23 protein-coding genes are annotated in these 22,714 nt (G+C 68.0%); 17 read left to right on the forward strand and 6 right to left on the reverse strand.

What is annotated here, in order from left to right; all coding sequences use genetic code 11:
• Window positions 1–289: 289 nt before the first annotated feature.
• The 13 genes from OHA77_RS27645 (at window position 290) to OHA77_RS27705 (ending at window position 7,918) form a co-directional block, all read left to right on the forward strand.
• The gene (locus tag OHA77_RS27645; protein ID WP_326825272.1) at window positions 290–1,069 is read left to right on the forward strand and encodes an electron transfer flavoprotein subunit beta/FixA family protein; all 780 of its coding nucleotides are present in this window, start codon (window positions 290–292) and stop codon (window positions 1,067–1,069) included.
• A gap of 18 nt (window positions 1,070–1,087) precedes the next feature.
• The gene (locus OHA77_RS27650) at window positions 1,088–2,041 is read left to right on the forward strand and encodes an electron transfer flavoprotein subunit alpha/FixB family protein (RefSeq protein ID WP_406312359.1); all 954 of its coding nucleotides are present in this window, start codon (window positions 1,088–1,090) and stop codon (window positions 2,039–2,041) included.
• Window positions 2,042–2,189: 148 nt separating this feature from the next.
• Window positions 2,190–2,660: a hypothetical protein gene (locus OHA77_RS27655; RefSeq protein ID WP_406312360.1), complete on the forward strand. Its 471-nt coding sequence runs from the start codon at window positions 2,190–2,192 to the stop codon at window positions 2,658–2,660.
• Window positions 2,657–3,013: a hypothetical protein gene (locus OHA77_RS27660; RefSeq protein WP_406312361.1), complete on the forward strand. Its 357-nt coding sequence runs from the start codon at window positions 2,657–2,659 to the stop codon at window positions 3,011–3,013. The genes OHA77_RS27655 and OHA77_RS27660 overlap by 4 nt, the downstream gene beginning before the upstream one ends.
• 288 nt (window positions 3,014–3,301) lie before the next feature.
• Window positions 3,302–3,625: a DUF6247 family protein gene (locus OHA77_RS27665; protein WP_406312362.1), complete on the forward strand. Its 324-nt coding sequence runs from the start codon at window positions 3,302–3,304 to the stop codon at window positions 3,623–3,625.
• A 9-nt stretch (window positions 3,626–3,634) separates the two neighbouring features.
• Window positions 3,635–3,880 (forward strand): hypothetical protein, encoded by a 246-nt coding sequence (locus tag OHA77_RS27670; protein WP_406312363.1) that lies wholly within the window; start codon window positions 3,635–3,637, stop codon window positions 3,878–3,880.
• A gap of 150 nt (window positions 3,881–4,030) precedes the next feature.
• On the forward strand, window positions 4,031–4,513 hold the full coding sequence (locus tag OHA77_RS27675; protein WP_406312364.1) for a MarR family winged helix-turn-helix transcriptional regulator: 483 nt from the start codon (window positions 4,031–4,033) through the stop codon (window positions 4,511–4,513).
• An 85-nt stretch (window positions 4,514–4,598) separates the two neighbouring features.
• Window positions 4,599–4,889, forward strand: a complete 291-nt coding sequence (locus OHA77_RS27680) for a hypothetical protein (protein ID WP_406312365.1) — start codon at window positions 4,599–4,601, stop codon at window positions 4,887–4,889.
• Window positions 4,890–4,979: 90 nt separating this feature from the next.
• Entirely contained in the window at window positions 4,980–5,894 is a 915-nt protein-coding gene (locus OHA77_RS27685; RefSeq protein WP_406312366.1) for an LLM class flavin-dependent oxidoreductase, read from the forward strand.
• A 346-nt stretch (window positions 5,895–6,240) separates the two neighbouring features.
• Entirely contained in the window at window positions 6,241–6,597 is a 357-nt protein-coding gene (locus OHA77_RS27690) for a type II toxin-antitoxin system RelE/ParE family toxin (protein WP_406312367.1), read from the forward strand.
• Window positions 6,594–6,893 carry a helix-turn-helix domain-containing protein gene (locus OHA77_RS27695; RefSeq protein WP_184755100.1) on the forward strand — a complete coding sequence of 100 codons (300 nt, stop codon included), beginning with the start codon at window positions 6,594–6,596 and terminating at the stop codon, window positions 6,891–6,893. The genes OHA77_RS27690 and OHA77_RS27695 overlap by 4 nt, the downstream gene beginning before the upstream one ends.
• 450 nt (window positions 6,894–7,343) lie before the next feature.
• Complete coding sequence (locus OHA77_RS27700) at window positions 7,344–7,547, forward strand: CopG family transcriptional regulator (protein WP_326825116.1); 204 nt, start codon at window positions 7,344–7,346, stop codon at window positions 7,545–7,547.
• 41 nt (window positions 7,548–7,588) lie between these two features.
• A complete protein-coding gene (locus OHA77_RS27705; RefSeq protein WP_406319882.1) occupies window positions 7,589–7,918 on the forward strand; it encodes a type II toxin-antitoxin system death-on-curing family toxin in 330 nt (109 codons plus the stop codon).
• A 104-nt stretch (window positions 7,919–8,022) separates the two neighbouring features.
• Here the strand turns inward: OHA77_RS27705 and OHA77_RS27710 are convergent, their stop codons facing one another.
• The 3 genes from OHA77_RS27710 to OHA77_RS27720 form a co-directional block, all read right to left on the reverse strand.
• On the reverse strand, window positions 8,023–9,219 hold the full coding sequence (locus OHA77_RS27710; RefSeq protein ID WP_326825261.1) for an MFS transporter: 1,197 nt from the start codon (window positions 9,217–9,219) through the stop codon (window positions 8,023–8,025).
• Window positions 9,220–9,459: 240 nt separating this feature from the next.
• A complete protein-coding gene (locus tag OHA77_RS27715) occupies window positions 9,460–10,653 on the reverse strand; it encodes an MFS transporter (RefSeq protein ID WP_406312368.1) in 1,194 nt (397 codons plus the stop codon).
• Between the two features lie 108 nt (window positions 10,654–10,761).
• A complete protein-coding gene (locus OHA77_RS27720; RefSeq protein WP_326825259.1) occupies window positions 10,762–11,268 on the reverse strand; it encodes a TetR/AcrR family transcriptional regulator in 507 nt (168 codons plus the stop codon).
• Window positions 11,269–11,381: 113 nt separating this feature from the next.
• Here OHA77_RS27720 and OHA77_RS27725 point away from each other — a divergent pair, with 113 nt between their 5' ends.
• Window positions 11,382–12,545: a cysteine desulfurase family protein gene (locus OHA77_RS27725; RefSeq protein WP_406312369.1), complete on the forward strand. Its 1,164-nt coding sequence runs from the start codon at window positions 11,382–11,384 to the stop codon at window positions 12,543–12,545.
• A 112-nt stretch (window positions 12,546–12,657) separates the two neighbouring features.
• On the forward strand, window positions 12,658–13,728 hold the full coding sequence (mnmA, locus tag OHA77_RS27730; RefSeq protein ID WP_326825257.1) for a tRNA 2-thiouridine(34) synthase MnmA: 1,071 nt from the start codon (window positions 12,658–12,660) through the stop codon (window positions 13,726–13,728).
• Window positions 13,729–13,785: 57 nt separating this feature from the next.
• Here mnmA and OHA77_RS27735 read toward each other — a convergent pair whose 3' ends face one another.
• The 3 genes from OHA77_RS27735 to OHA77_RS27745 all read right to left on the reverse strand — a co-directional run bounded on the left by OHA77_RS27735 (window position 13,786) and on the right by OHA77_RS27745 (window position 15,972).
• Complete coding sequence (locus tag OHA77_RS27735) at window positions 13,786–14,427, reverse strand: MBL fold metallo-hydrolase (RefSeq protein WP_406312370.1); 642 nt, start codon at window positions 14,425–14,427, stop codon at window positions 13,786–13,788.
• Window positions 14,428–14,471: 44 nt separating this feature from the next.
• The gene (locus OHA77_RS27740; protein ID WP_406312371.1) at window positions 14,472–15,551 is read right to left on the reverse strand and encodes a transglycosylase SLT domain-containing protein; all 1,080 of its coding nucleotides are present in this window, start codon (window positions 15,549–15,551) and stop codon (window positions 14,472–14,474) included.
• 118 nt (window positions 15,552–15,669) lie between these two features.
• Window positions 15,670–15,972 carry a hypothetical protein gene (locus OHA77_RS27745; RefSeq protein WP_326825254.1) on the reverse strand — a complete coding sequence of 101 codons (303 nt, stop codon included), beginning with the start codon at window positions 15,970–15,972 and terminating at the stop codon, window positions 15,670–15,672.
• 203 nt (window positions 15,973–16,175) lie between these two features.
• Here OHA77_RS27745 and OHA77_RS27750 point away from each other — a divergent pair, with 203 nt between their 5' ends.
• Together OHA77_RS27750 and OHA77_RS27755 are read left to right on the forward strand one after the other, a co-directional pair.
• A complete protein-coding gene (locus tag OHA77_RS27750; protein ID WP_406312372.1) occupies window positions 16,176–16,364 on the forward strand; it encodes a hypothetical protein in 189 nt (62 codons plus the stop codon).
• Between the two features lie 579 nt (window positions 16,365–16,943).
• On the forward strand, window positions 16,944–22,529 hold the full coding sequence (locus OHA77_RS27755; RefSeq protein ID WP_406312373.1) for a hypothetical protein: 5,586 nt from the start codon (window positions 16,944–16,946) through the stop codon (window positions 22,527–22,529).
• Window positions 22,530–22,714 lie beyond the last annotated feature (185 nt).

Below are 22,714 nucleotides of genomic sequence, written 5' to 3' on the forward strand. Positions count from 1 at the left end.
GGGATTCGCGCACCAATTCCGGAACATAGTTCGGTATGGTGGGAGGGCCACCGGCTGCCCGGTGCGAGCCGTACAGCCTGGTGGTTTGCACCTAAGCTACCGATGGGTAACATGATGGCGGGAGTCAGGGCGGGTATGTTTCCGTCCGGGCCACCCACTGTCATACCGCCCTCGGGCACCTGGCAGTCTTGGCATCGCGCGCACGTGCCCCGCGTGTGCGTACCGAGCATCCGGCGCCAACCGCAGCGACGCGGTGGCGCACGTGAACACGGGAGGTCGGCCACCGGCCATGAACATCGTCGTCTGCGTGAAGCAGGTCCCCGATACGGCGACCGAGCGCAAGCTGAGGTCCGATGACAAGACACTCGACCGCGATGCCGCCGACGGCGTCATCAACGAACTGTGTGAGTACGCGGTCGAGGAGGCGCTGCGCCTGAAGGAGGCCCACGGCGGTGAGGTGACCGTCCTCACCATGGGCCCCGACAAGGCCAGTGACACCATTCGCAAGGCCCTGGCCATGGGTGCCGACAAGGCGGTCCACCTGGTGGATGACGCACTGCACGGCTCCGACGCGCTGGGCACCTCCTACGCCCTGGCACAGACGCTCAAGAAGATCGGTTTCGATCTGGTCGTGCTCGGCTCCGAGTCGACCGACGCCCGCACCGGCGTCCTCGCCGCCATGCTGGCCGAGCGTCTCGGTGTGCCGCAGCTCACCTTTGCCAACAAGGTCGAGGTGAACGGCTCGTCCATCGCCGTCCAGCGCGTCACCGACTACGGTTACGACAAGGTGGAGGCATCGCTGCCCGCCGTCGTCTCCGTGGTCGAGAAGATCAACGACCCGCGTTACCCGTCCTTCAAGGGCATCATGGCGGCGAAGAAGAAGCCGGTCGAGAAGCTCGGCCTCGCCGACGCCGAGATCGACGCCGCCCAGGTCGGCCTGGCCAACTCCTGGAGCGAGGTCGCCGACTTCGCCGTCGCCCCGCCGCGCGCGGCCGGCACGGTCGTCAAGGACGAGGGCGACGGCGGCGTGAAGACCGCCGACTACCTCGCGTCGAAGAAGTTCGTCTGAGAACGGGGGTTGGCTGACATGTCTGAGATTCTCGTTCTGGTCGAGCACGTCGAAGGCCAGGTCAAGAAGGTCACGCTGGAGCTGCTGACGCTCGCCCGCAAGCTGGGCACGCCGTCGGCCGTGTGGACGGGGCCGGGCTACTCTCCTGACGCCAAGGCCAGGCTGGCCGAGTACGGCGCGGAGAAGATCTACCTGGCCGACTCCGCCGACATCGCCGACTACGTCGTCGCGCCGAAGGCGGAGCTGCTGGCCCAGCTCGTCTCCGAGAAGGCCCCGGCCGCGGTGCTCGTCGCCGCGACGGCCGAGGCGAAGGAGATCGCGGGCCGGCTGGCCATCAAGATCGACTCTGGTGTCCTCACCGACGTCGTGGGCCTCCAGGACGGCCTGATCGCCGAGCAGTCGATCTTCGGCGGCGGCGTCAACGTCCAGTCGCGGGTGACCAAGGGCACCCCGATCGTCGCGGTCCGCCCCAACGCGACGCCGATCGAGGCCGCCGCGGGCGCCGGTGCCGAGGAGCAGGTCTCGGTGACCGTCTCCGAGGCCGCCAAGGGCGCCAGGGTCGTGGAGCGCGTCAAGGAGGAGAAGGGCGCCCGCCCTGAGCTCACCGAGGCCGCCATCGTGGTCTCCGGCGGCCGTGGCGTGGGTTCGGCGGAGAACTTCTCGATCATCGAGAAGCTGGCCGACTCGCTCGGCGCGGCAGTGGGCGCCTCCCGCGCCGCCACCGACGCCGGCTGGTACCCGCACCAGTTCCAGGTCGGCCAGACCGGCAAGACCGTGTCGCCGCAGCTCTACATCGCGGCGGGCATCTCCGGTGCCATCCAGCACCGGGCCGGCATGCAGACCGCCAAGACGATCGTCGCGATCAACAAGGACCCCGAGGCGCCGATCTTCGAGCTCGCCGACTTCGGTGTGGTGGGTGACCTGAACCAGGTCGTCCCGCAGCTGACCGACGAGGTCGTCAAGCGCAAGTAGGGCCCTACCGGCCGTACAGGGAGACGGCGCCGCACCTGACGTGCGGCGCCGTTCTCCATTCCCGGATGCTTCGACGGCAGGCGACGGCAGGGCATTCTCTCCAGTGGTTCACCATCTATCAGAATGTGTTCTGACTTACGATGGCAGGGTGAGCACCAGTAACGCCGACGCCGTCACCTTCTCGGACCTGTCGAGAAACCCCCGAGCCGTCGCCGAACGCGCCGCGCGCCTCGGTCGAGTACGCGTCACTCACCGCGACGCTCCCGATTTCTACCTGACCGCCGCCGACCGCGAGGATCAGCGCGGGCAGACACTGGCTACCGCATCCCGTCTGTTCCTCGCCCTCATCAAGCACGACCCGACCGCCCGCGCTCTGGTCATCGCCATGCCCGAGGTCTTCCCCTGGGTTCGCCACCTCACCTCCGCCGAACTGCGTGCCTTCACCCTCGAACTGGTAGAGGCGCTCTCCGACGCCGCGGAGTTGGATGTCGACGTCACCACCCAGAAAGTCATCGCGGGCTGGCGGGCGACCGCTCGGATCAAGGCCGACCCTGTGCGCTACGCCCAGGCTGACAAGGCCACAAGCGGTGACTTCGGACCGGTGGAGGTCTCAGGATGAGTCCGAAGCGTGGTGATCGGGTCACGGTCCCGCCTCCGGATGACGAGTGGGATATCCGGTTCGGTAGCAGTGACGCGGTCAAGGGGTGGGAGGAGTTGTGCCGTCACGCCTTGGCCAACACGCGCCGGTGTTTTGAGGTACTGCGCGCCGATCCACGCTCACGGGCTGATCATGAGCGTCAACATCGCTTACGCGGCGACCTCGCGACTCATCGCCACAATGGCCATGAACTGGAGCAATGGGAATTCGAAGTCACCAGCGGCGGGTGCGTCCGCTATGTCGTCGACGACGCGACCCGAACTGTCTGGGTCGTCTACGCATCACCTCGTCACCCGAAGGACACCGATGTCTGAAGCCGAAGGCTGGAATCCGATCAGGTGATCTCCCACTCGGATCGCGGCGGCCTCCGGAGCTCCGATGGATACCCCAGCCTCGGCGGCACCCACGTCAAGCCAGGTGACCCGTCCGAGCGAGACGACTGAGGCTGCGGGTCTTCCATCATGGTTGATTTGCCGAAGACCGGAGGCTTCTGCCATGTGGCTCCGAGAGGCGTCATGGATGTTGTGGCCGATCGGCCTGCCGGGTTGCCTGTGAAGTGTCGGGAGGATCCTCTAGCCTGACGGAAGGAGGTGACCGACATGATGACCGCAGAACCACACGGGAACAGGGCTGTCGCGCCTTTTCTGCCCGCGCCGGACAAGACACCGCGTGCGATCCGGGCCGCTCTGCTTCCCGAAGAAGTCGGAGATTTCGACCGGGAGTTCCGGGCTGTCATGGCCGAGGCGACGGAGACCCTTGACCTAACGGCGGTGACCTCGTTCGTCGAGCGATGGTGGCGAGTCGCCTGGTCGTCGGCTGACGTCGCGGGCCACCGCGCGATGCTCGACCATGCGGATCGGCTGGTCCGGGGCGAAAACGTGGCCGCCCGATCCTGGGCCGAGACCAAGGCGCGGCTGGGGCTGTAAATGTATGCGGTGGAGATCGAGGACGGCGCGGCCGAGGGGATAGCAACCCTTCCCAAGGAAGGGCTGCTATCGTTCGCGTCGCTCGTCGACCTGCTTGAGATCCATCCGTGGAGCGGGGACTCCTATAACAGGAAACGTCCCGATGCGAACATGCGTGCGCACGCCTTTGGTGATTGTCGAGAAGGCCTGGCCGTTTATCTCATACTCGAAGACCAACTGCGCGTAGTTGTCCTACGGGTTCTCTGGCTTAGCTGACAGCAGTCGATCGCGCACGGCGGTTTGCCAAGGGCCTGATCAGCCGGATTCATGGCTTGCTATTCCTACGGTCATCGCGGCATCGGTGGCCCACCGATGATGGTAGTTCGTCCTGCGAATTATAAAGCATTTGAATGTTACCCTGAACGCGTGGGAAAGCATGACGAGGGACGGATCGGCGTGGTGGCCGCGCTGGTACGGTCCACGTTCCTGGTGAACGCCGTGTACGCCGAGTCCGCCAGAGAGTACGGCCTCACCTCGCAGCAGGGGCGGTTGCTGTGCGTACTGATGGCGCAGCCGTACGGCATGAGCGAGCTGGGTGCGATGCTGGGGCTGGCCAAGTCGAGCCTCACCGGCCTGGTGGACCGCACCGAGCGCAACGGCCTGGTTCGACGCATACCGGATCCGCAGGACTGGCGTGCGGTGCGGATCGCGCTCACCAGGAAGGGGGACGGGCTCGCGGAGGAGTTCTACGGAGAGGCCTGCGGGCGAATCGAGAACCTGGCGACGGGGCTCGCCGACGCCGACCGCGACACGTTCGCCGACCTGCTCGGCCGCGTCGTGCTGGACAACAAGGTCCCCGTGGTCTTCCTGGAGCCCGGCGGGGGAGCACCCCCGGAACGCGAACGTTGAAATCGCCCCGGGTTGCAGTTCGCGACACGAACTAATATGGTTCGTGTCGCGAACTCAATCTCTTTTGTCGATCGGGGTGCGCATCATGAGCCGTACAGTGGCGGTCGCCGGCGGCGGTTACGGAGGGTCGGCACTCGCCAAGGCGCTGGTCGCCGAGACAAAGGTCGTCCTCATCGATCCCGGGGACGCGTTCGTCAACACGGCGGGATCGCTGCGGACGCTGACCCGGCCCGACTGGGGGAGCAACATGTTCTTCCCCTACGCCGAATTCCTGACCCGGGGCACGGTGGTCCGCGTCCAGGCCGAGACGGTTGTCCAGTACAAGGGGGCCGACCTGTTCCCCGGCCGCTTCACCGAACAGTTCAGCTCCGCCTGAAGGCGACGGATCGCGCTTTCCGCGGCGGCTCGGAACGCTCGGCCGCCACACTCACCAGACACCAGGACACCACTGAGGAAAGGCAGACCCTTGTTCGGACACGACGTCGTCTTCGGCTTCGGCGCGCACAGCGGCATCGGCGAGGCGCCAGAGCTGACGCGCATGGCTCAGCAGGCCGACCGCGACGGGCTCGACCTCTTCTCGCTGTCGGACCATCCCTACATCGGCGAACGACTGGACGCCTACGCCGCACTCGGCTTCATCCTCGGACGTACACAGCACATCGCCGGCCTCGTCAATGTCACCAACCTGCCGACCCGGCCCGCTCCCATGTTGGCCAGGACCGCGACGTCGCTGTCGGCGCTGTCCGGCGGCCGCGTCGTGCTCGGCATGGGCGCGGGCGGGCTGTGGGACCGGATCGCCGACATGGGTGTGCCCCGGCTGCCACCGGCCGATGCGGTGGACGCCTTCGAGGAGGCGATCGTCCTGGTCAAGAAGCTGTCGGGCGGTGGATCGCCGGTCACCTACCAGGGCCGCCACTACCAGGTGCACCAGATCGAGCCCGCTCCCGTGGCCGCGCCTCCCGTGTGGACGGGATCGAACGGGCCGAAATCCCTGGCTGCCACCGGCCGGGTGGCCGACGGCTGGATCCCCGGCCACGCGGCGGACTGGCTCAGCGAGCGCTACCGGACTTCGCGGCCGATCATCGACGAGGCGGCGGCAGTCGTGAACCGGGATCCGCGCGAGATTCGCACGATCTACAACTTCCCCGGCCGCATCACCGACCGGCCACTGCCCGCCACCCGTGACCACAAGGGCCGATGGATCGGCGGCTCGGTCGGCCAGTGGGTCGAGGAACTGACCGGAGCCGTGCTGGAGCACGACGCGTCGGGCTTCATTCTCTTCTCGACCGATCACGGCGCCCAGGACATCGGCACCCTCGGCCGCTGGGCCGGGGAGATCGTCCCGGCCGTACGCGAAGCGATCGCGAGGGAAAACGGCTGAGGTCGGTCTCTCGTCACTCCGTTCTTGGTCATCCTGATCACCGGTGACATGCGGTCCATGCCCGGCGGGCAGCGAACCGGGGATGCCGGCGGGTGACGCGTTCCAGCAAGACCGCAGGACCGAGCGGTACCGGTACCCCACCTCTGGCCGGTCTCGTATCCCGTTCCGCACTGTCCGCACACGCGCAACGACTGCGGACTGTGCCGTGAGCATTTCATGTCGTATGCACATACCTGCTACTGCAGCCTCGGTGGCACCAGCGTCAAGCTAGGTGACCCGTCCGAGTGGAGCGCCTGTTGAGGCGAAAGCAAGGTACGACAGAGGTACGGCTCATAGCATCAACGCTATGAGCTGGGGTACCGTAGAGCTGGAACCAGAAGTTCGGAAGTGGCTCGAAGATCTGCCTGCGGCGTCGTTCGCGAGGGTGGCTTTCTATGTCGATCTGCTGGCGGCGGAGGGCCCTGTGCTGGGGGAGCCCTACACGAAGCAACTTGACGGAAAGCTTCGCGAGCTCCGCTTTCACCTCGACGAGTTCGCTGTGCGAATCACTTACTGGATCGCGACCGGCCGCCGGATCGTGCTCTTGACCGTGTTCCACAAGACGCGGACGCGCGATGATCGTGAGGTTGAGCGGGCTCGGCGAGCCATGCGTCGCTGTACTGAGCTGGCGCACACCGTCGATGAGGGAGAAGAAGCGGTATGAGCGGGCAAGGGAGCTGGCGAGAGCTCAGAGATCGCCGGATGGCCGAGCCAGGTGCGGCTGAGGCCTACGAGGCCACACGTATCGCCTACGAGCTGGGTAAGACGGTCCGGGCGATGCGTGAAGGGCGAGGCTGGAGTCAGAACGACCTGGCGCGCGCGGCCGGCATGACCCAGTCGGCGGTGGCGCGATTCGAGGCAGGCGGAACGATCCCGACGTTGCCGGTGCTGGAGCGCCTGGCGCGTGCTTTGGATGCGGATGTCGAGGTCCGTCTGACGCCTCGGGCTCCCGCTGCTTGAGCTGAGCTCCAATACACCCGAAAACCACCGTCACGCTGTTGAGAGCCTGACGGGCACTGCGGGGTCGGTGGCACCAACGGCAAGCTAGGTGACCCGTCCGGGTAGAACGCCTGTCAGACGGGTCTGGTACTGAGGGAGGAGTAGCGTCGACTTTCCTATTGCAGCTCACGCGCCTCCGGGGTGTGAGCGACATCTGCCTGTGCAACTTTGTCGTCGCCCTCAAGCGATCCAGGCGAAGGCGAGCCGGCCGAGGGTCGGGGCCAGTACGGGCAGGCGGAGCTGCTCCGTTCGGTCTGTGCTCGCCGGGGCTCATGCCCGGCCTGGGGCAGCCCTGTCCGCCACGCTGCACTATGGGTACTTCGCTTGAAGCAAGACCGGTTCGAAGGAATGGGGGTTCAAGGCCCGTCATGTCACCGAGAAGTGGTACCAAAAAGTGGTACCGTCGGTCGTATGGCTGAGACACGGCTTCGGCTGCCGGATGAGACGTACGAGCAGATCAAGCAGATCGCCGGCGGTGACGCGCAGAGCGTCAACTCGGCGATGGTGGTGGCCATCGAGGAATACATCGCCCGACGGAGGCGGGAACGCTACCAGGCGATGGGCCGGAAGGTCGCTGAGCGGGACCGGGAGTTGCTTGAGCGGCTCGCTCGATGACGCTCTATCCGACCACCTCGGACCTTCTTGCCTTGGCCGAGGTGGTGCTGCCGGAGGTCCTTCTCCGCGATGGTGGCCAACTGCACGCAGCGGTGCTGCGCCCGCAGACCACCGTCTTCGGCGATGACGCCTATCCGGACCTGTGGGAGAAGGCGGCGGCTCTGATGCAGAGCATTCTGATCGGGCACCCGCTGGTGGACGGTAACAAGCGGCTCGCCTGGGCGGCGGCCGTCGTCTTTCTGGAGGACAACGGGGAGATCTTGGAGTACCGGGACGTGGACGAAGCCGAAAGGCTCGTCATCGCCGTAACCACAGGCGAGCTGGAAGACATCCCCGACCTGGCGCAGCGACTTCGCAAACTTCGTGACTGAAGATCGACGCACGATCACCATCTACTGCCTGAAGCGCACCGCTACCACCAGCAATGCCTGTTCAAGGTGCCGAACGGCTACTGCGGGGTCGGTGGCACCGGGGTTCAGTTGCCGGTCGCGACCTGAGGCGTGGGGACCTCGGGGCTGCTCCCCGCCTGGCCCGGGGTGGCGAGGGCGGCGGCGAGTGCCAGGGCGCCGGCCAGCCCGAACGCCGTGGCGAAGCCGGTTCCGGTGATGAGGGCGCCGACCACTCCGGGGGTGGCGGCGGAGACGAGGTTCTGGGCGGTGTTCTGGACACCCATCGCCCGGCCGGCCCAGGAGGTCCCGGCCAGTTCGGAGACCGCGGTGAAGGCCAGGCCGTTGCCGCTCATGGAGATGATCAGTGCCGCGATCAGCAGCGGTGTGGCGGCGTCGGCACCGATCTGCGTGGCCGTCGCCAGCAGGGCCATCACCGTGCCGTTGACCAGGGCGAGCTGTCGCATCGGCCGGACCCGGCTGCCCACCCGGTCCGACCACCTGCCGCACAGCAGGCGCCCGGCCGCGCCGCCGAACTGGGCCGCCGCGACGAGTTGGGAGGCCGAGGCCACCTCCCAGTGGCGCGCCGCGACCAGATAGGTGAGGGCGAACCCGGCCGTCACGAACTGGGGTACGACCAGCAGCATGCTCGCGCCGTGGATCCGCCACAGGGCCGGGTCGCGGTACGGCGAGGCCGTACGCTCGCCCGCGGCCCGGTCGCCTCTCGGCGGGTCGACGACCAGGAGTCCGACCGACACGGCGGTGACCAGGGTGATGGCGGCCATGACCAGCAGCGCGCCCCGCACTCCCCACAGGTGGACGGAGGGTGGGACGACGGCCCCGGCGACGGCGACCCCGAGCGGCTGGGCGGTCTGCCGCCAGCCCATGGCGACGCCGCGTCTCTCCTTGGGGAACCAGCCCAGGACGACCCGGCCGCTGGCCGCGTTCGCCGACGCGCCGGCGGCTCCCGCGAGCGCCAGCATGATCGCCAGTACGGCCGGCGTGCCGGTCAGGGCGGCCAGCGCCAGGAAGACCGTCGCCAGGGCCAGTCCGGTGGTCATGGCCAGCCGCTCGCCGTAGCGGTCCGCGATCCAGCCCCAGGCGATGAGGGTGAAGAGCATCCCGGCGCTGGGCGCGCCCACCAGGATTCCCGCCTGCGCCAGGCTCAGACCCCGCTCCGCCTGCAGCGCGGGGAGGAGGAACGGCAGCCCGTACATGAACACGCAGCCTGAACCCTGCGCGGCCACGCCCAGGCTCAGCATGGCCCAACGGTTGGGGGTTCTCATGGAGACACCATAGAAGAATCTCATTTTTTGAGCCAAATTGTCTTAAATGATGAGATAAGAAGCTATGGAGCCAGCTGGGGATGCGGTGGAACGGTGCGCGTCCGTCGGAGAGGCGAGAGCGGGATCCGCCGGAGCGCCGCCGGGGGCGCCGGAGCACCGCCGGAGCACCGCCGGGGGCCGCCGGGGGGGCCGGGCCGTGCACCGGTCTGACCGGCCCGGTCTTTCCGGCGCGGGGACGGGTCAGGCGGCCATGGAGAATTCGCGCTCCGAGGACCCGGCCGGGGCGGAGGCCGCGCCGCGCCGGGGGAGGAACCGGGCGACCAGCGCGATCAGCACCCCGAGCACGACGGCGATGCCGAGTGCCGTCCCGAGTGTGGCCACGTCCGACAGGAAGCCGATGATCACCGGGCCGAGCAGCAGTCCGGCGTAGCCCATCGCACCGGTCTGGGCGATGGCCGGGCCCGGGTTGTCGACCGCGTCGCCCGCCAGGGACATCGCCATCGGGGAGACCGTGGCCACCGCGACGCCCACGAAGAGCATGGCGGAGATGGCGACCAGGGCCGTCGAGGCCGTGATGACCACGCTGAAGGTGGCGGCGGTGGCCAGCCCGGAGGTGATGATCATGCCGCGGGCGCCGAAACGGGCCCGGACGCGGTCACCGGTGAGGCGGCCGAGCAGCATGCCCACCTCAAAGATCGGATACCCCAGTGCGGCCACGGCCTCGGGAGCGCCGAGGACGTTACGCAGGTAGAGCCCGTTCCAGTCGGCGACCGTGCCTTCCACCATGAACGCGCAGAACGCGATCACGCCGAGCAGGTAGACGACCGGGGGCATCCGCCGGCGCCGGGCACCCGTCTCGTGGCCGTCGGCGAGGGCCGGATCCGGCAGGTAGGTGCGGCTGATGGCGATCAGCAGGGGAAGGGAGAGCAGGGCGATCAGGGTCAGGTGGGCGGTGAACGACAGTCCCGCCGCGATGGCCGCGGTGCCCAGCAGACCCGCGGAGATCGCGCCCACACACCAGCCCGCGTGCATGCCGTTCATCAGCGGGCGGCCATAGGCGCGCTCGACCGTCGAGCCCTGCGCGTTCATCGCGATATCCACCGCGCCGAACGCCATGCCGAAGAGCCCGGCGGCCACCAGCAGCGTCGGGAACGTCGGTGCGAACGCCATCAGGGTCAGAGCGGCCGCGCACAGGGGGGCGCCGACCCGCAGAATGCTCCGGCTGCCGAAGCGCGTCATCACGCCGCGCATCGACTGCATGGTGACCAGCGCTCCCAGACCCCACACGAGGAGGATGACGCCGACCGACCCCTCGGAAAGGCCGAGTTTGTCGGACAGCGCGGGGATGCGCACGGTCATCGATCCACACATAAGTCCGGCGAGCAGGAATGTGAGAACCGCACCGGTGCGGGCCGTCCTCAGGTCGCGGGTCATGCTTGAAGTCCCTTCAATGATGTTTCTGCCACGTGAAAACGGGCACACATAAACCGGTCGCTTCCGTAAGCGGAAGCGACCACCAGACAGTGCGGAAAGTGATCCCGGCTAGGCGGGCAGCAGGTCCAGCAGGCGCTGCTTCAACGCGGCGTAGTGCGCGTCGTCGTAGAGATCGGGGTCGTGGCTGGCCACGTCCCACAGCCCCTCGCAGGCGAGACGGACGATCTGCGCGGCTACGGGGTCGGGCTCGGTGTCCAGTCCCTCACGGTGCCAACGGGCCATCGCGGTGCGCAGCGGGGCGAGCAGGTAGAGGTTGCCGGACGCCCCGGTGACCACCGCCCAGCGTCTCAGCCGGCCGCTCTGCACGGCCGCGAACGTGGCGGCCAGATAGTCCTTGGTGTAGGTGCCGCGGCCCTGGGCGGCGACGAGCTGGTCGAAGTCCTCGATGAGCCGCTCGACCATGCCCTTGATCAGGGCTTCCTTGGTGCCGAAGTGGTAAAGGAGGCCACCCTTGCTGCATCCGGCGCGCTCGGCGACGGCCGCGAGGGTGAGCGCTGCGGAGCCCTGGTCGCAGAGCAGATCCTCTGCCGCGTCCAACAACTCCTCCCGTCTCATGCCGATTACTGTACCGTCTGGACGGTTTAGCGGTCAAACCCGTGACGGTGTTCACCGGGAGCACGGATACCCTTGCCTGGAAGGCAGAACAGAGCTGGGAGGGGAGTGCGGTCGTGGAGTCCGCCTATCTCGATCATGCGGCGACCACGCCGATGCTTCCCGAGGCCATCGAGGTGATGACCGCCCACCTCGGCCGGGTCGGCAACGCGTCGTCGCTGCACGCGGCGGGCCGCCGTACCCGCCGGGTGGTGGAGGAGTCGCGGGAGACGATCGCGGACGCACTCGACGCCCGGCCCAGCGAGGTGGTCTTCACCGCCGGCGGCACCGAAGCCGACAACCTGGCGATCAAGGGCCTCTACTGGGCCCGCCGGGCGAAGGGCGCGAGCCGCATCCTGATCAGCGCGGTGGAGCACCATGGCGCGCTGGACCCGGCGCACTGGCTGGCGGAGCACCAGGGTGCGACCGTCGAGCGCCTCGCCGTCGACGAGTTCGGCAGGGTGCACCCGCAGACGCTCCGCGCCGCGATCGAGCGCGACCCGGACAGTGTCGCGCTGGTCAGCGTGATGTGGGCCAACAACGAGGTCGGCACCGTTCAGCCGGTCCGGGTGCTCGCCGGAATCGCCCGCGACCACGGCATCCCCTTCCACACCGATGCCGTCCAGGCCGTCGGTCAGCTCCCGGTGGGGTTCGCCGGTTCCGGCGTCGACGCGATGACGATCTCCGGGCACAAGGTCGGCGGCCCGATGGGCGTCGGCGCGCTGCTGCTCGCCCGGGGCGTGGACCCGGTTCCGGTGCTGCACGGCGGAGGCCAGGAGCGCGACGTGCGCTCGGGCACGCTCGACGCCCCGGCGGTCGCCGGCTTCGCGGCGGCGGTGCGGATCGCGGTGTCCCGTCAGGCCGAGACGGCGGCCCGGCTGACCGGCCTCCGCGACGATCTGATCCGCCGGGTCTGCCAGGCGGTGCCCGATGTGATCCTCAACGGCGACCCGGTGAACCGGCTTCCCGGCAACGCCCACTTCTCCTTCCCCGGCTGCGAGGGCGACGCGCTGCTCATGCTGCTGGACGCCAAGGGGGTGGAGTGCTCCACGGGTTCGGCGTGCTCGGCGGGGGTGGCCCAGCCCTCCCACGTCCTGCTCGCCATGGGCGCCGACGCGGTCCGGGCGCGGGGCTCCCTCCGCTTCACCCTCGGCCACACCTCGACCTCGGCCGACGTCGACCGGCTGGTCGGCGTCATCGCCCTCGTCGTCGAGCGGGCCCGCCGCGCGGGCCTGAGCTGATGCCGGATCCCGGTGCCGGGAAAGGCCGTCAGCGGAGGAGCGGCACGGACCGCACGGCCACCGGATCTCCCGCACGACGGACGTCCGCCGACGCGGGTAGGCTCAAGGGGTTATGAGACTCCGTGTGCTTGCCGCCATGTCCGGCGGCGTCGACTCCGCCGTGGCGGCCGCCCGCATCGCCGAGGCGGGCCATGACGTGACCGGCGTGCATCTGGCGCTCTCGGCCAATCCCCAGTCGTACCGGACCGGTGCCCGGGGATGCTGCACGATCGAGGACTCGCGAGACGCCCGCCGGGCCGCCGACGTGATCGGCATCCCCTTCTACATCTGGGACATGGCCGAGCGGTTCCACCGCGACGTCGTCGAGGACTTCGTCAGCGAGTACGCCGCGGGCCGCACGCCCAACCCCTGCCTGCGCTGCAACGAGAAGATCAAGTTCGAGGCGGTCCTCGACCGGGCCCTCGCGCTGGGCTTCGACGCGGTGGCCACCGGGCACCACGCGCGGATCGCCGACGGCGTGCTGAGCCGCAGCCCCGACGCGGGCAAGGACCAGTCCTACGTGCTCGGCGTGCTGACCAGGCAGCAGCTCAAGCACGCGATCTTCCCGCTGGGCGACTCCACCAAGGCGCAGGTCCGCGAGGAGGCCGCGCGGCGCGGGCTCATGGTGGCCGACAAGCCCGACAGCCACGACATCTGCTTCATCGCCGACGGTGACACCCGCGGCTTCCTCGCCGACCGCCTCGGCACGGCCGAGGGCCCGATCGTGGACGAGTCGGGTGCGGTCGTCGGCGCGCACGAGGGCGCGTACGGCTTCACCGTCGGCCAGCGCAAGGGCCTGCACATCGACCGCCCGGCCGCCGACGGCCGCCCCCGCTACGTGCTGTCCATCGAGCCCGTCTCCAACACGGTCACGGTCGGCCCCCGCTCGGCGCTGGAGGTCACCACCATCGTGGCCACCCGGCCGGTCTGGAACGGCCCGGCCGCCGAGCCGCGCGAGCCGCTGGCCTGCACGGTCCAACTCCGCGCCCACGGCGAGGTGTACGGCTGCCGCGCCCAGCTCTCCGGTGACGAGGTCCACATCACGCTGGACACCCCCGCCACCGGGGTGGCGGCCGGTCAGGCGGCCGTGCTCTACCTGGGCGACACCGTGATCGGGTCGGCCACCATCGCCACGGCGGCGTGAGGAGGCCGCGGCGGTGCCGCTCGGGGCCGGGCCGGTGCGGTTACCCGGGGGCGGCTCTCAGGGCAGCGTGACCGACTCGCCCGGCTTCAGCCGGCGCATCTCGGCCTTCTGCTTGTCCGCCTCCATGCCCAGCCACGAGTCGATCAAGCCGAGACCGATGTCGTTGAGCAGGCCGTCATGGGTGGAGAAGGCCCTGGCCGGCCGGACCAGGCGCAGGTATTCCACCATCTCGTACGCCTTCAGCCACGGCGCGTTGGTCGGCACCAGGAGGGTGGGGACCTCGACCCCGGGCGGGGTGAGCGCGTCGCCCGGGTAGAAGACCTCTTCGTCCACCAGGAAACCGACATTGCCCACGATCGGCAGGTCCGGGTGGTTGGGGGCGTGCCACTCGCCGACGGCCTTCACCCCGAACCCCGCCGTGTCGAAGGCATCGCCGTGCCGTACGACCTGGATCTTCGCCGGGACGTCGGCCAGTGTGGCGGCCACGGCCTCGTTGGTCCAGATCTCCAGTGCCGGGTTGGCCTCGGCGGCTCTGCGCAGCCGGTCGGCATCCACATGGTCGAAGTGCTCGTGGGTGATGAGGACGGCCTGCGCTCCGTCGAGTGCGGACTCCTCGCTGAAGGAGCCCGGGTCGACGACCAGGATCGAGCCGCTCTTCTCCAGACGGACGCACGCGTGGCCGAACTTGGTTAGTTTCATCACCACAGCCTAACCGGGACGCCTTGGCCGATCCCGTCCGGCCGTCAGTACGGCTTGTACCCGCCCCCGGGGACATTCTCCAAGGAATAGATTCCGGGATGTTCGGCGAGAGATCCGTAGCGTTTGTAGGTGTACAGGACACCGGCGATGATGTTGTCGACCGGTTCCTTGATCTTGTTGTAGCCGGGAAGGGCATTCGCGTCGAACGTGGGCGGGATCGTCTGCATCAGCCCCTGGGACGGGACGCCGTTGCGTGCGTTGATGTCCTCGTTGTTCTGGGCATTGGGGTTCCCGCCGGACTCGTGATAGATGATCGTCCAGATCCGATCGATGGCCTTCGGGTCGTTCGGGTCTAGATCGCTGACGTCAATCCCTCTTTTTTTGAGGATGCCCGCCATTTCGTCCGATTTGATGATCGTGATTGCCTGCTTGATCCAATCCACGACCTTCTCTTTCGGCTGGGGCACGGTCCCACCCGATGAAGTGGTGGAACCGTATCCGCTATATCCGCCGTATCCGCCGGAGCCACCGCCGTTCGCACCGGCGAGCGTGGTCCGTCCCGGATCGGGCTGGGGGGTCGGCTTCCAGACGACGGTGCGCCCGGGCGCCGGGACGAACTTCTCGTCACCGGGCGCGGGAATGTCCTTGAAGGTGATCGACCGCTCGTCCATGTGCTTCTTGAGATCGGTCACCGCCGTGGAGACGGCCTCGTCGGCGTCGGCGAGATGGACGCGGGCATCGCTGACGGCCTGGTCGACTGCCCCCTTGATCCCCGGCGCGAGCTCCGCTTCCGTCTTCTTGGGATTGTCGGCGCAGTAGTTGTTCCACTGGGTGACGAGGTTGCCGACGAGGTTGTTCACTTTGGTCTCGGCGGTGGCGAGCGTTCCAGCGGCGGTGTCGAGAGAGAGCGCGCAGTGTGACAGCGCATCGTGCAACGCGTCGCCGGCCTTGCCGTACTTGCGCATATACGTGTCGAACGCGTCTGCCGACTCACCCTCCCAGGCGCCGTCCACCACGTTCACCGCGCCACCGAGCTCGCGGGCGTGTTCGTTCACCTTGCCCGCCGCGGCCCGCCACCGGGTGGCGATCGCGGTGATCGACGTTTTGTCGCCGTTGACCTTCATGGCGATGTTGAGCAGTTCCGAGCTGCCCGGAACGGTGGGAGTGATCGGCTCCCTGTCGCCACCCCTGTCGGTCACTGGGGCACCATCCTTCTGGTGAGCAGCGGTACGGTGCCTGCCGTCATGAGCCGTCCTCCCCGCCGGAAGCCTTGTTGGCAAGGTGGACGTTCTCCTGCACGGTGTCCAGCGCGCGCTCCACGCCTTCGAGTTTGCTCTTGACCTGGCCCAGCTCATCGTCGATCGTCTTCTCGATCGTGTCGATGGCACTGGCCAGCGAGCTGGAGTCCGTCAACCTTCCGAAGATGGAGGAGTCGGTCGACGTGGCGGGGTACGTGTCGGCGAGGTCGCCGTACTTCCCGGCCAGCTTCTTCGTGGTCGTGCGGCACTGCTCAAGCGCGTCGAAGTGGATATCTGTACCAGCCACCCAGCTGCCCCCTTCCGGCTTGGCGCAAAGCCGATGAAAGCCGATGATAGTGGACAGAGATCTTCTGGGGGAGGCCGCGGCGGGGGAGTCCGGCCGGTGCGTCGATCAGACCGGAATCCGGACCTGTGGTCCTCGGCGGCCGTCGTCCGCCACCCGGAAGAATGGGACGATGTACGGTCCGTTCTCTATTTCAAGGATCCGCCATGAGCGAAGACATGGATCCGGTCACGTCCGTCTTCACGGTCGTCTCCGCACCCGATGCGTCGAAGCCGCCCATCGTGCTGGAGACCTCGACGGGGAGGTTGAGCGTCGCGGCCGATCTCACTCCCGAGGAGTTCGCGATCCTCGATCAGATGCGCCGTGAGACCGCCGACTTCGACCAAGACATGTGATCCTTGGCCGCTCTGCCCTTCTATGCTCGCTTTGGCGGATATCACCTGATAATTCTGGGTCAATTGCTGTTTCTGTGACGCAGGGGCTTGTTCGGCTTATTAGAGGTGATCGCGGTGAGTGACGACTTTCGGTCGGCCGGCGATGAGTACGACCGGCAGGCGGCGCAGCTCGGCGAGGGGACACCGGCTACCCGATCGATGGCCCCCCTACCGGTCCCGCCTCCTGAGTTGACCATGGATCGTGACGGTCCGTTTTGGGGGAATGGCGATTGGAACGGTCCTACGGCTTGCGTTCACAGCCCAGCTGGATGGAAAGTGATCGTTCGGGACTTTCAGACTCACCCTGTATGCCGGGCCGCTCGCCCTTCGGTCGCCCTCTGAGTCGCGTCCGGGGATGCGGCGGGCTGACGAGGAAGGCTGCCTCTTGAGCTCTTTCGACGGTATGGCCTATGCCGAGCGTCAGTTGCTGGCGTTGAGCGACATGGTGAGCAAGTTGGGGGGCGGGGGCCCAGATGCTGGGGGCCCGGGTGCTGCGGGTGCGGGCGCTGGGGTTTCGGGCCCTGTGGGCGGGGGGCGTTGATGGATCCGGATGTTTTCGTGCCGGATTTGATCAAGCCGTTCTGGCCGTTCATCGCGGGGGGTGCGTTCCCGGAGGGGTCTTACGCGCAGATCTCCGCTAAGGCGGCGGAGTTGGAGGGGTTGGCGGAGGCGTTGGGGCGTTTCCAGCTGGAGTCGGGTGCGGCGGTGGCTCATCTGCTGGAGGCGGGGGCGTGGGACGGGGCGGCCAAGGAGGAGTTCGCGCGGCTGTTCGGCAGGTTGGTGGCGTCGGCGGGTGGTGCGGCCGGGCCGGGTGGCGGGCCGGGTGGCGGGCCGGGTGGTGGGGATCCGGTGGCGGTGTTGGCGTATGTGAAGGATCTGGTGAGCCGGGAGGCGGCCGCGACGCGGCGGCACGCGACCGATATCGATCACACCCAGTGGATGATGATCGTGGGGGCGTTTTTGGCCGCTGTGATGATCGCGAAGTTGCGGATCTTCGCCCTGGCCAATCCCGGGGTCACGCCGTTGATCTGGAGCAGGCTGGCGTTCACCCGGATGGAAAACCAGATGATCAAGGCTCATCTGCTGAAGAACATGGGGTTGTTCGGCGGGATCATGGGCGGGTTGGATGCCGGTGTGCAGGGGGGGCAGTGGCTGGCCGGGCACCGGGAGGAGTTCAATGGCGGCTCGCTGGTGTGGTCGGCGGGCACGGGGGCGTTGACCGGGTTGCTGTTTGGTGGGATGACGTTCGGTGCGTCGAAGTTGGTGACCGATGACATGGTCGGGGTGGTCGCCAAGGACGGGGCCGGGAGTGTGCGTGGCCTGCTGGCGGGGGCGCCGAACACGGTGGCGGGGCAGGCGGCGCTGAGTGGGACGGCGGCCATCGTGGCGAGTGTGCCGATGCTGGCGATGAACGGGCAGTTGGACTCCGAGCACCTGTTTTACTCCGTCGTCTCGGGTGTGTTGGGGGGGGTGGGGCCGACCGCGGTGCATCCGGACGCGGTCACCGGCGCTCCCGGGTCCGGCGGCGAGCACGGTGGCGGTGGCGGTGGTGGGCATGGCGGTGGGTCCGGCGATAGGTCCGGTGGCGTGCCTGAGGGGCGGGGCCCGACACCGCCGCCGGAGGGTTCGCCGCCGGTGTCGCCGGAGTCGCCGGGGCCGGAGTCGCCGGGGCCGGGGTCGCCGGTGTCGTCGGACCGGACGTCTTTGGCCGCGCTTGACGTGGGGGGCGCCGCCGGTGATCACGCTGTGGCGTCCCGCGACAGCGGCGGTTCGACTGGTCAGGTGGGTGCTGATCGTGGCGTGGGAGTCGTGCTCGCCCGTCCGGGGGCCGACGGGGTTGCGCCCGCCCATGGAGCGGCCGGTGAAGCCACACCCGCGCATCCGGTGGGCAGGGTCGGTGCGGAGGGCGCCGGCAGGCCGGGTGAGCGGGTGGCGCCGGAAGGCGGCGACGGGGTGCCCGGTCGTGGCGCGCCGGGAGAGAAGGCCGCCGCTGCCGCCGATGAGGTCTTGCCCGCCCGTCCGGCGAAGGGTGGCGCCCCTGCGGCGCGTACCGGGGTCGACGAGCCCGCGGCCGGGAGCGCGGCAACGCCGCACGCGCCCGCCGAGCAGAGCGGCCAGGCCCCACCCCGGCCGGCGCGAGAGCAAAACGGTCAGACTGCACCCAAGACGGCAGAAGGACACGGCGGCCAGCCCGCACCTCGGGCAACTGACAGCTCAGGCAGTCAGGCGGTGCCGCACACGGCCGCCCAGCAGGGCGGGCCGGTCGTGCCCGCCGCCGGGCACGACGGCGGCTTGGTACCGTCCCACCCCGGGCCCGACACCGCACCTCCCGCTCGTGAGGGGGAGTCGGCCGGGCAGCCTTCCGTACCCGAAAGGCAGACCACGACGGTCTCCGACATCCGGGCGACGGGAGGGCCCTACACGGTGATCGGGCCGCCGGTCAGGGGCAATCCTCGGCCGGATGGCTACCCGGGGCTACCGGACGGCGCGGTGATGTACCACCACAACCCCGCAGAAAACCCGCCCAATCCGCATGGCTGGGGGAATGGACAACATGGTCGGGGGGATGGACAACCCGCTCGACCCGGCGCGGAGGCGCACCACGATCCCGGCGGCCCGCCCGGCCCCCATGGCCAGCGGAATGCCGACGGTGATCGGCCCCTGCCGAGAGACCGCGACGGTGTCTCGGTAGACGAAGGAAGCCGTGATCGCGGTGCGGATCACGGTGGAAATGTCCCTCGATGGTCTGAGCGTGACCCGCGAACGGTGGATCCCGGTCAGGTGCTGTCCCGTCTGCTGGAGGGCGACAATCTCCACCAGGTGAACGAAGCGGTGGCCGGTCGGGGGGACCCTGCGGAAGTGGCCAGGGCACACGATTATGTGGAACGAGCGGCGCTGGCGCTGGCTTCGCGGCCGCGCGGTGAGGGGATCGTCCATGCGCGGGTTCCGGCGGACTGGATTTCTCGTGATCTGACCCATCCGGGCTCTGATCACATCTTTATCTTCAAGGGACTTCTCGAAGGGGTCTATGACCCTTTCTTCCTGCCGGACATGGAGCAGAGCGTGCAGCGGAGCGTGCGGTTGACCATCCGCTCCGACGACATCATCCCGGTTTCGAATATCTCGGGCAGGCCGCGTCATGTGCTCTTCGGCCCGGACTCACGGTTCCGGCTGCTCGCCGAGGAGGACGGTAACGGCGGCACGCATTACCTCCTGGCCCATGGCGGGGAAAGCCAGCGCGCCGCTTCCGCCGTAGAGGGGGCCCGGAGCGCGAGCACTCCTCCGGTTCTCACCCGGCAGAACGCTGATCACCTTAAATCGCATCGACGACCCTTCAACAAAGGGATTTTGTACCTCGATTCCGGCAACCCCCATGAAAATTACCTGTGGGCGGCGGCCGGCGCGCTCCGCCGGGTGTACGGCGGGTTCCAGGTGCTCGTCCATGGAGACCAGAACGGGGTTCTCATCGGTGGAAAGCAGCTCACGGCCGCTGAGTTCGCGCCGCTGCTGCTGAACGATTCCCACTTGCGTCCCCACACGACGATCTTCCTTCACCACGACAACGGGGGCCTGGGCCAGACGGCTTTCGCACAGGAACTGGCCCAGCGGACCGGGCACGTGGTAGTCACCGTTACCGCGGGGGTGCCCGAGACGCGGCACGGTGCCACAACCGTCCACCCCGCTGAGGGGAACACTGGTCCGCGGGGACTCGCCGAGCGCGAAGACCTGCGCATATTCCTGCCCGACACCCCGATTCCCGGCGGAGACCGGCAGCAGGTCAGGTCCCTGAGCGAGGGCGGACAAGCGGATCGGGCCGCCACTCCCGATCCCGCTGTCCTGGATCCCGGCGGGCGGCTGGAACGCAGCGTCAACACCGGTATCCGCGACACTCGCGTCATCAAAGGCGGCAACCTCGGAGAGGTGGAGATCGTCACCTTCAACGACGGGGTGTCCGCAGTCCGTTTCACCGGAGGACAAGCCCTCCAGGTTGAGGCGTCGGCGATGGTCGGGCGCGTCCTCGGGCTGAAGGAGGTCCCGAGTCGCCGTTCCGGTGACACTCTCTATCTGCGCTATGACAATGGCGCTCTGGGCAGAAGCGTCGCGACGGGGATCTTCCGCTTCGAGCAGGTCATGGGCGAGGACGGTAAAGCACGGGAACTCGTCACCTTCAACGACGGACACCAGGCTTTCCGCTTCGAGCACAACGATTCGCGTGGTGCCGATGACCATGAGGCGGCGCTCCTTTCGCACGGATCCGTCGGCGAGGCGGGCGGCGGGGTCTTCCGCGCGAGCGAGACGGCCGTCTACTTCACCCACCCCTCCCCGACGGCCGACGAGCGGGTGGCGCTTGCCCTGCACAGGGTGCTGACCACAAGAGAGGGCTCCTGGGCCGAGGGTCCGGACGGCGGCGGTGCCCGCCGCCTTACGATCGACGCCGATCGTCTGTCCGCGCTGGACCCGGCACTCTCGCGGGAGTTTCTCACCCCACTCCAGGGTGAGCAGAGCAAAGGATCCACTTCTTTCGCGTTCGGCCGCAACGCGCTGAGTCAGGTGGATGTCGCCGCGGTGGCGGAGCGGTTGGAGGCACTCAGGCCGGAGCTCAAACGCAGGCTGGACATCGAAGGCGGGAGAGACATCAAAAGCAGGAAGGTGTACTGGCAGCACTGGCTGGACTGGCTGGACTGGCATGACGATGTCATGGACCGGTTCGGGCACGTCGCGCGCAACGCCGATGGGGATCGCCCCCTGTTAAGAGACCCCGATGGTGCCTCCGTACGCGAGGCGAGTCGCGATCACGGTGGGAATCCCTTCCAGTGGTCCATGCGCGACCCGCGAACGGTGAATCCCGGTGATGTGCTGCCCCGCCTGATGATGGGTGACAATCTCCGCCAGGTGAACGAGGCGGCGGCCGGTCGGGGAGACCCCGCGGAACTGGCCAGGGCACATGATTGGGTGGAACGAGCGGCGCTGGAGCTGGCTTCGCGGCCGCGCAGCGAGGGACACGTCCAGGTGCGCGTGCCGGCGGACTGGATGCCGGGCGATCTGGCCGCTGGTCGCACCTTCACCTTCAAGGGACTTCTCGAGGGGGTCGATGACCCTGGCTACCTGCCGGACATGCAGGGAAGCGTACGGTTGACCATCCGCTCCGACGACATCATCCCGGTTTCGGATATCTCGGGCAGGCCGCATCAGGTGGTCTTCAGTCCGGACTCGCCGTTCCGGGTTCTCGCGATCCACGAGAGTCCGAATGGCAACAGGCATTACTTCCTGACCCATGGTGAGGTAAGTCAGCGTGCCGTTTCCGCTGCAGAGAAGAACCAGGTCGCACACGCTCCTCCGAAGCTCACCGGAGAGAACGCCCATCATTTCAAAGCGCATCGAGAACAAATTAATGGGGGAGTGTGGTATCGCGATCAGGGGAGCAAACATGACATGGGATTGAAACCTCTAGCCGACCGGTTGCTCCCCGTGGATGGTGCATTCCAGCCGCTCGCTCATGGAGGCCGGGGGAGGCTCGGGATTGGTCATCGGGGACTTTCCCCCCGGAGATTTGTACCGCTGCTGCTGAACGAGCCCGGCCTGCGGCCGAACGACGCGATCTTCCTTTACTCCTGCAATTTGGGCGGAGGAAAAGTGTCTTTCGGGGTGAAATTGTCCCAGGGGACCGGGCGGGCGGTGATCGCCTCCACTGATGTGCTGTGGTATGGCGGACCCGAGAGCATGCAACCCCATAACCGCGATAATTTCAGCGATTCGCTGGACCTCGGCGGGCGCGGGGAGATGAAGATATTCCTGCCGGATGACCCGATTCCCAATGGTTGGGAGAGAATCAAACGCCCGAACGGCGAGACCGCGGAGCGAGTGAGCCTCCCGGCCGACGGCAGTTGGTCGGGTCCCCCTGGCCCTGAGGGCGGCCCGGCGACCCGCAGGGGGGACGAGTCCGCCGCGGCGGCGAATCCGCCGCACGCCGTACCGGACGACGCTCCGCCCGTGCGCCCAGGTCTGAATCGCATCGATGGGCTGATCAACTGGAGTGGTCCCTCCGCCGCCGTCCTCACGGAGACCAATGAGAGCAATGAGGAGTCTGGGGAAGCCGTCGGCCGTCGTCCGGGCCCGTCGGCGTAGACGCCGTTCGCCGAATGAGCCGCCGCGGCGGAGGAGCGCGGGTGGACGCGTCCGGGCTCCGGAGACGGCATGGAGGCGGGCTGCACGCTGAGCCTGTTGACCGGGTGCGAGGAGCGTCACAGGGATTCCCGGGTGCCCAGGTCCGCTCCGCTGGAAAATAGCTGGTATCTGTGAGGTAATTGGTA

It is taken from the genome of Streptosporangium sp. NBC_01639, assembly GCF_045209755.1.
Lineage (GTDB): Bacteria > Actinomycetota > Actinomycetes > Streptosporangiales > Streptosporangiaceae > Streptosporangium.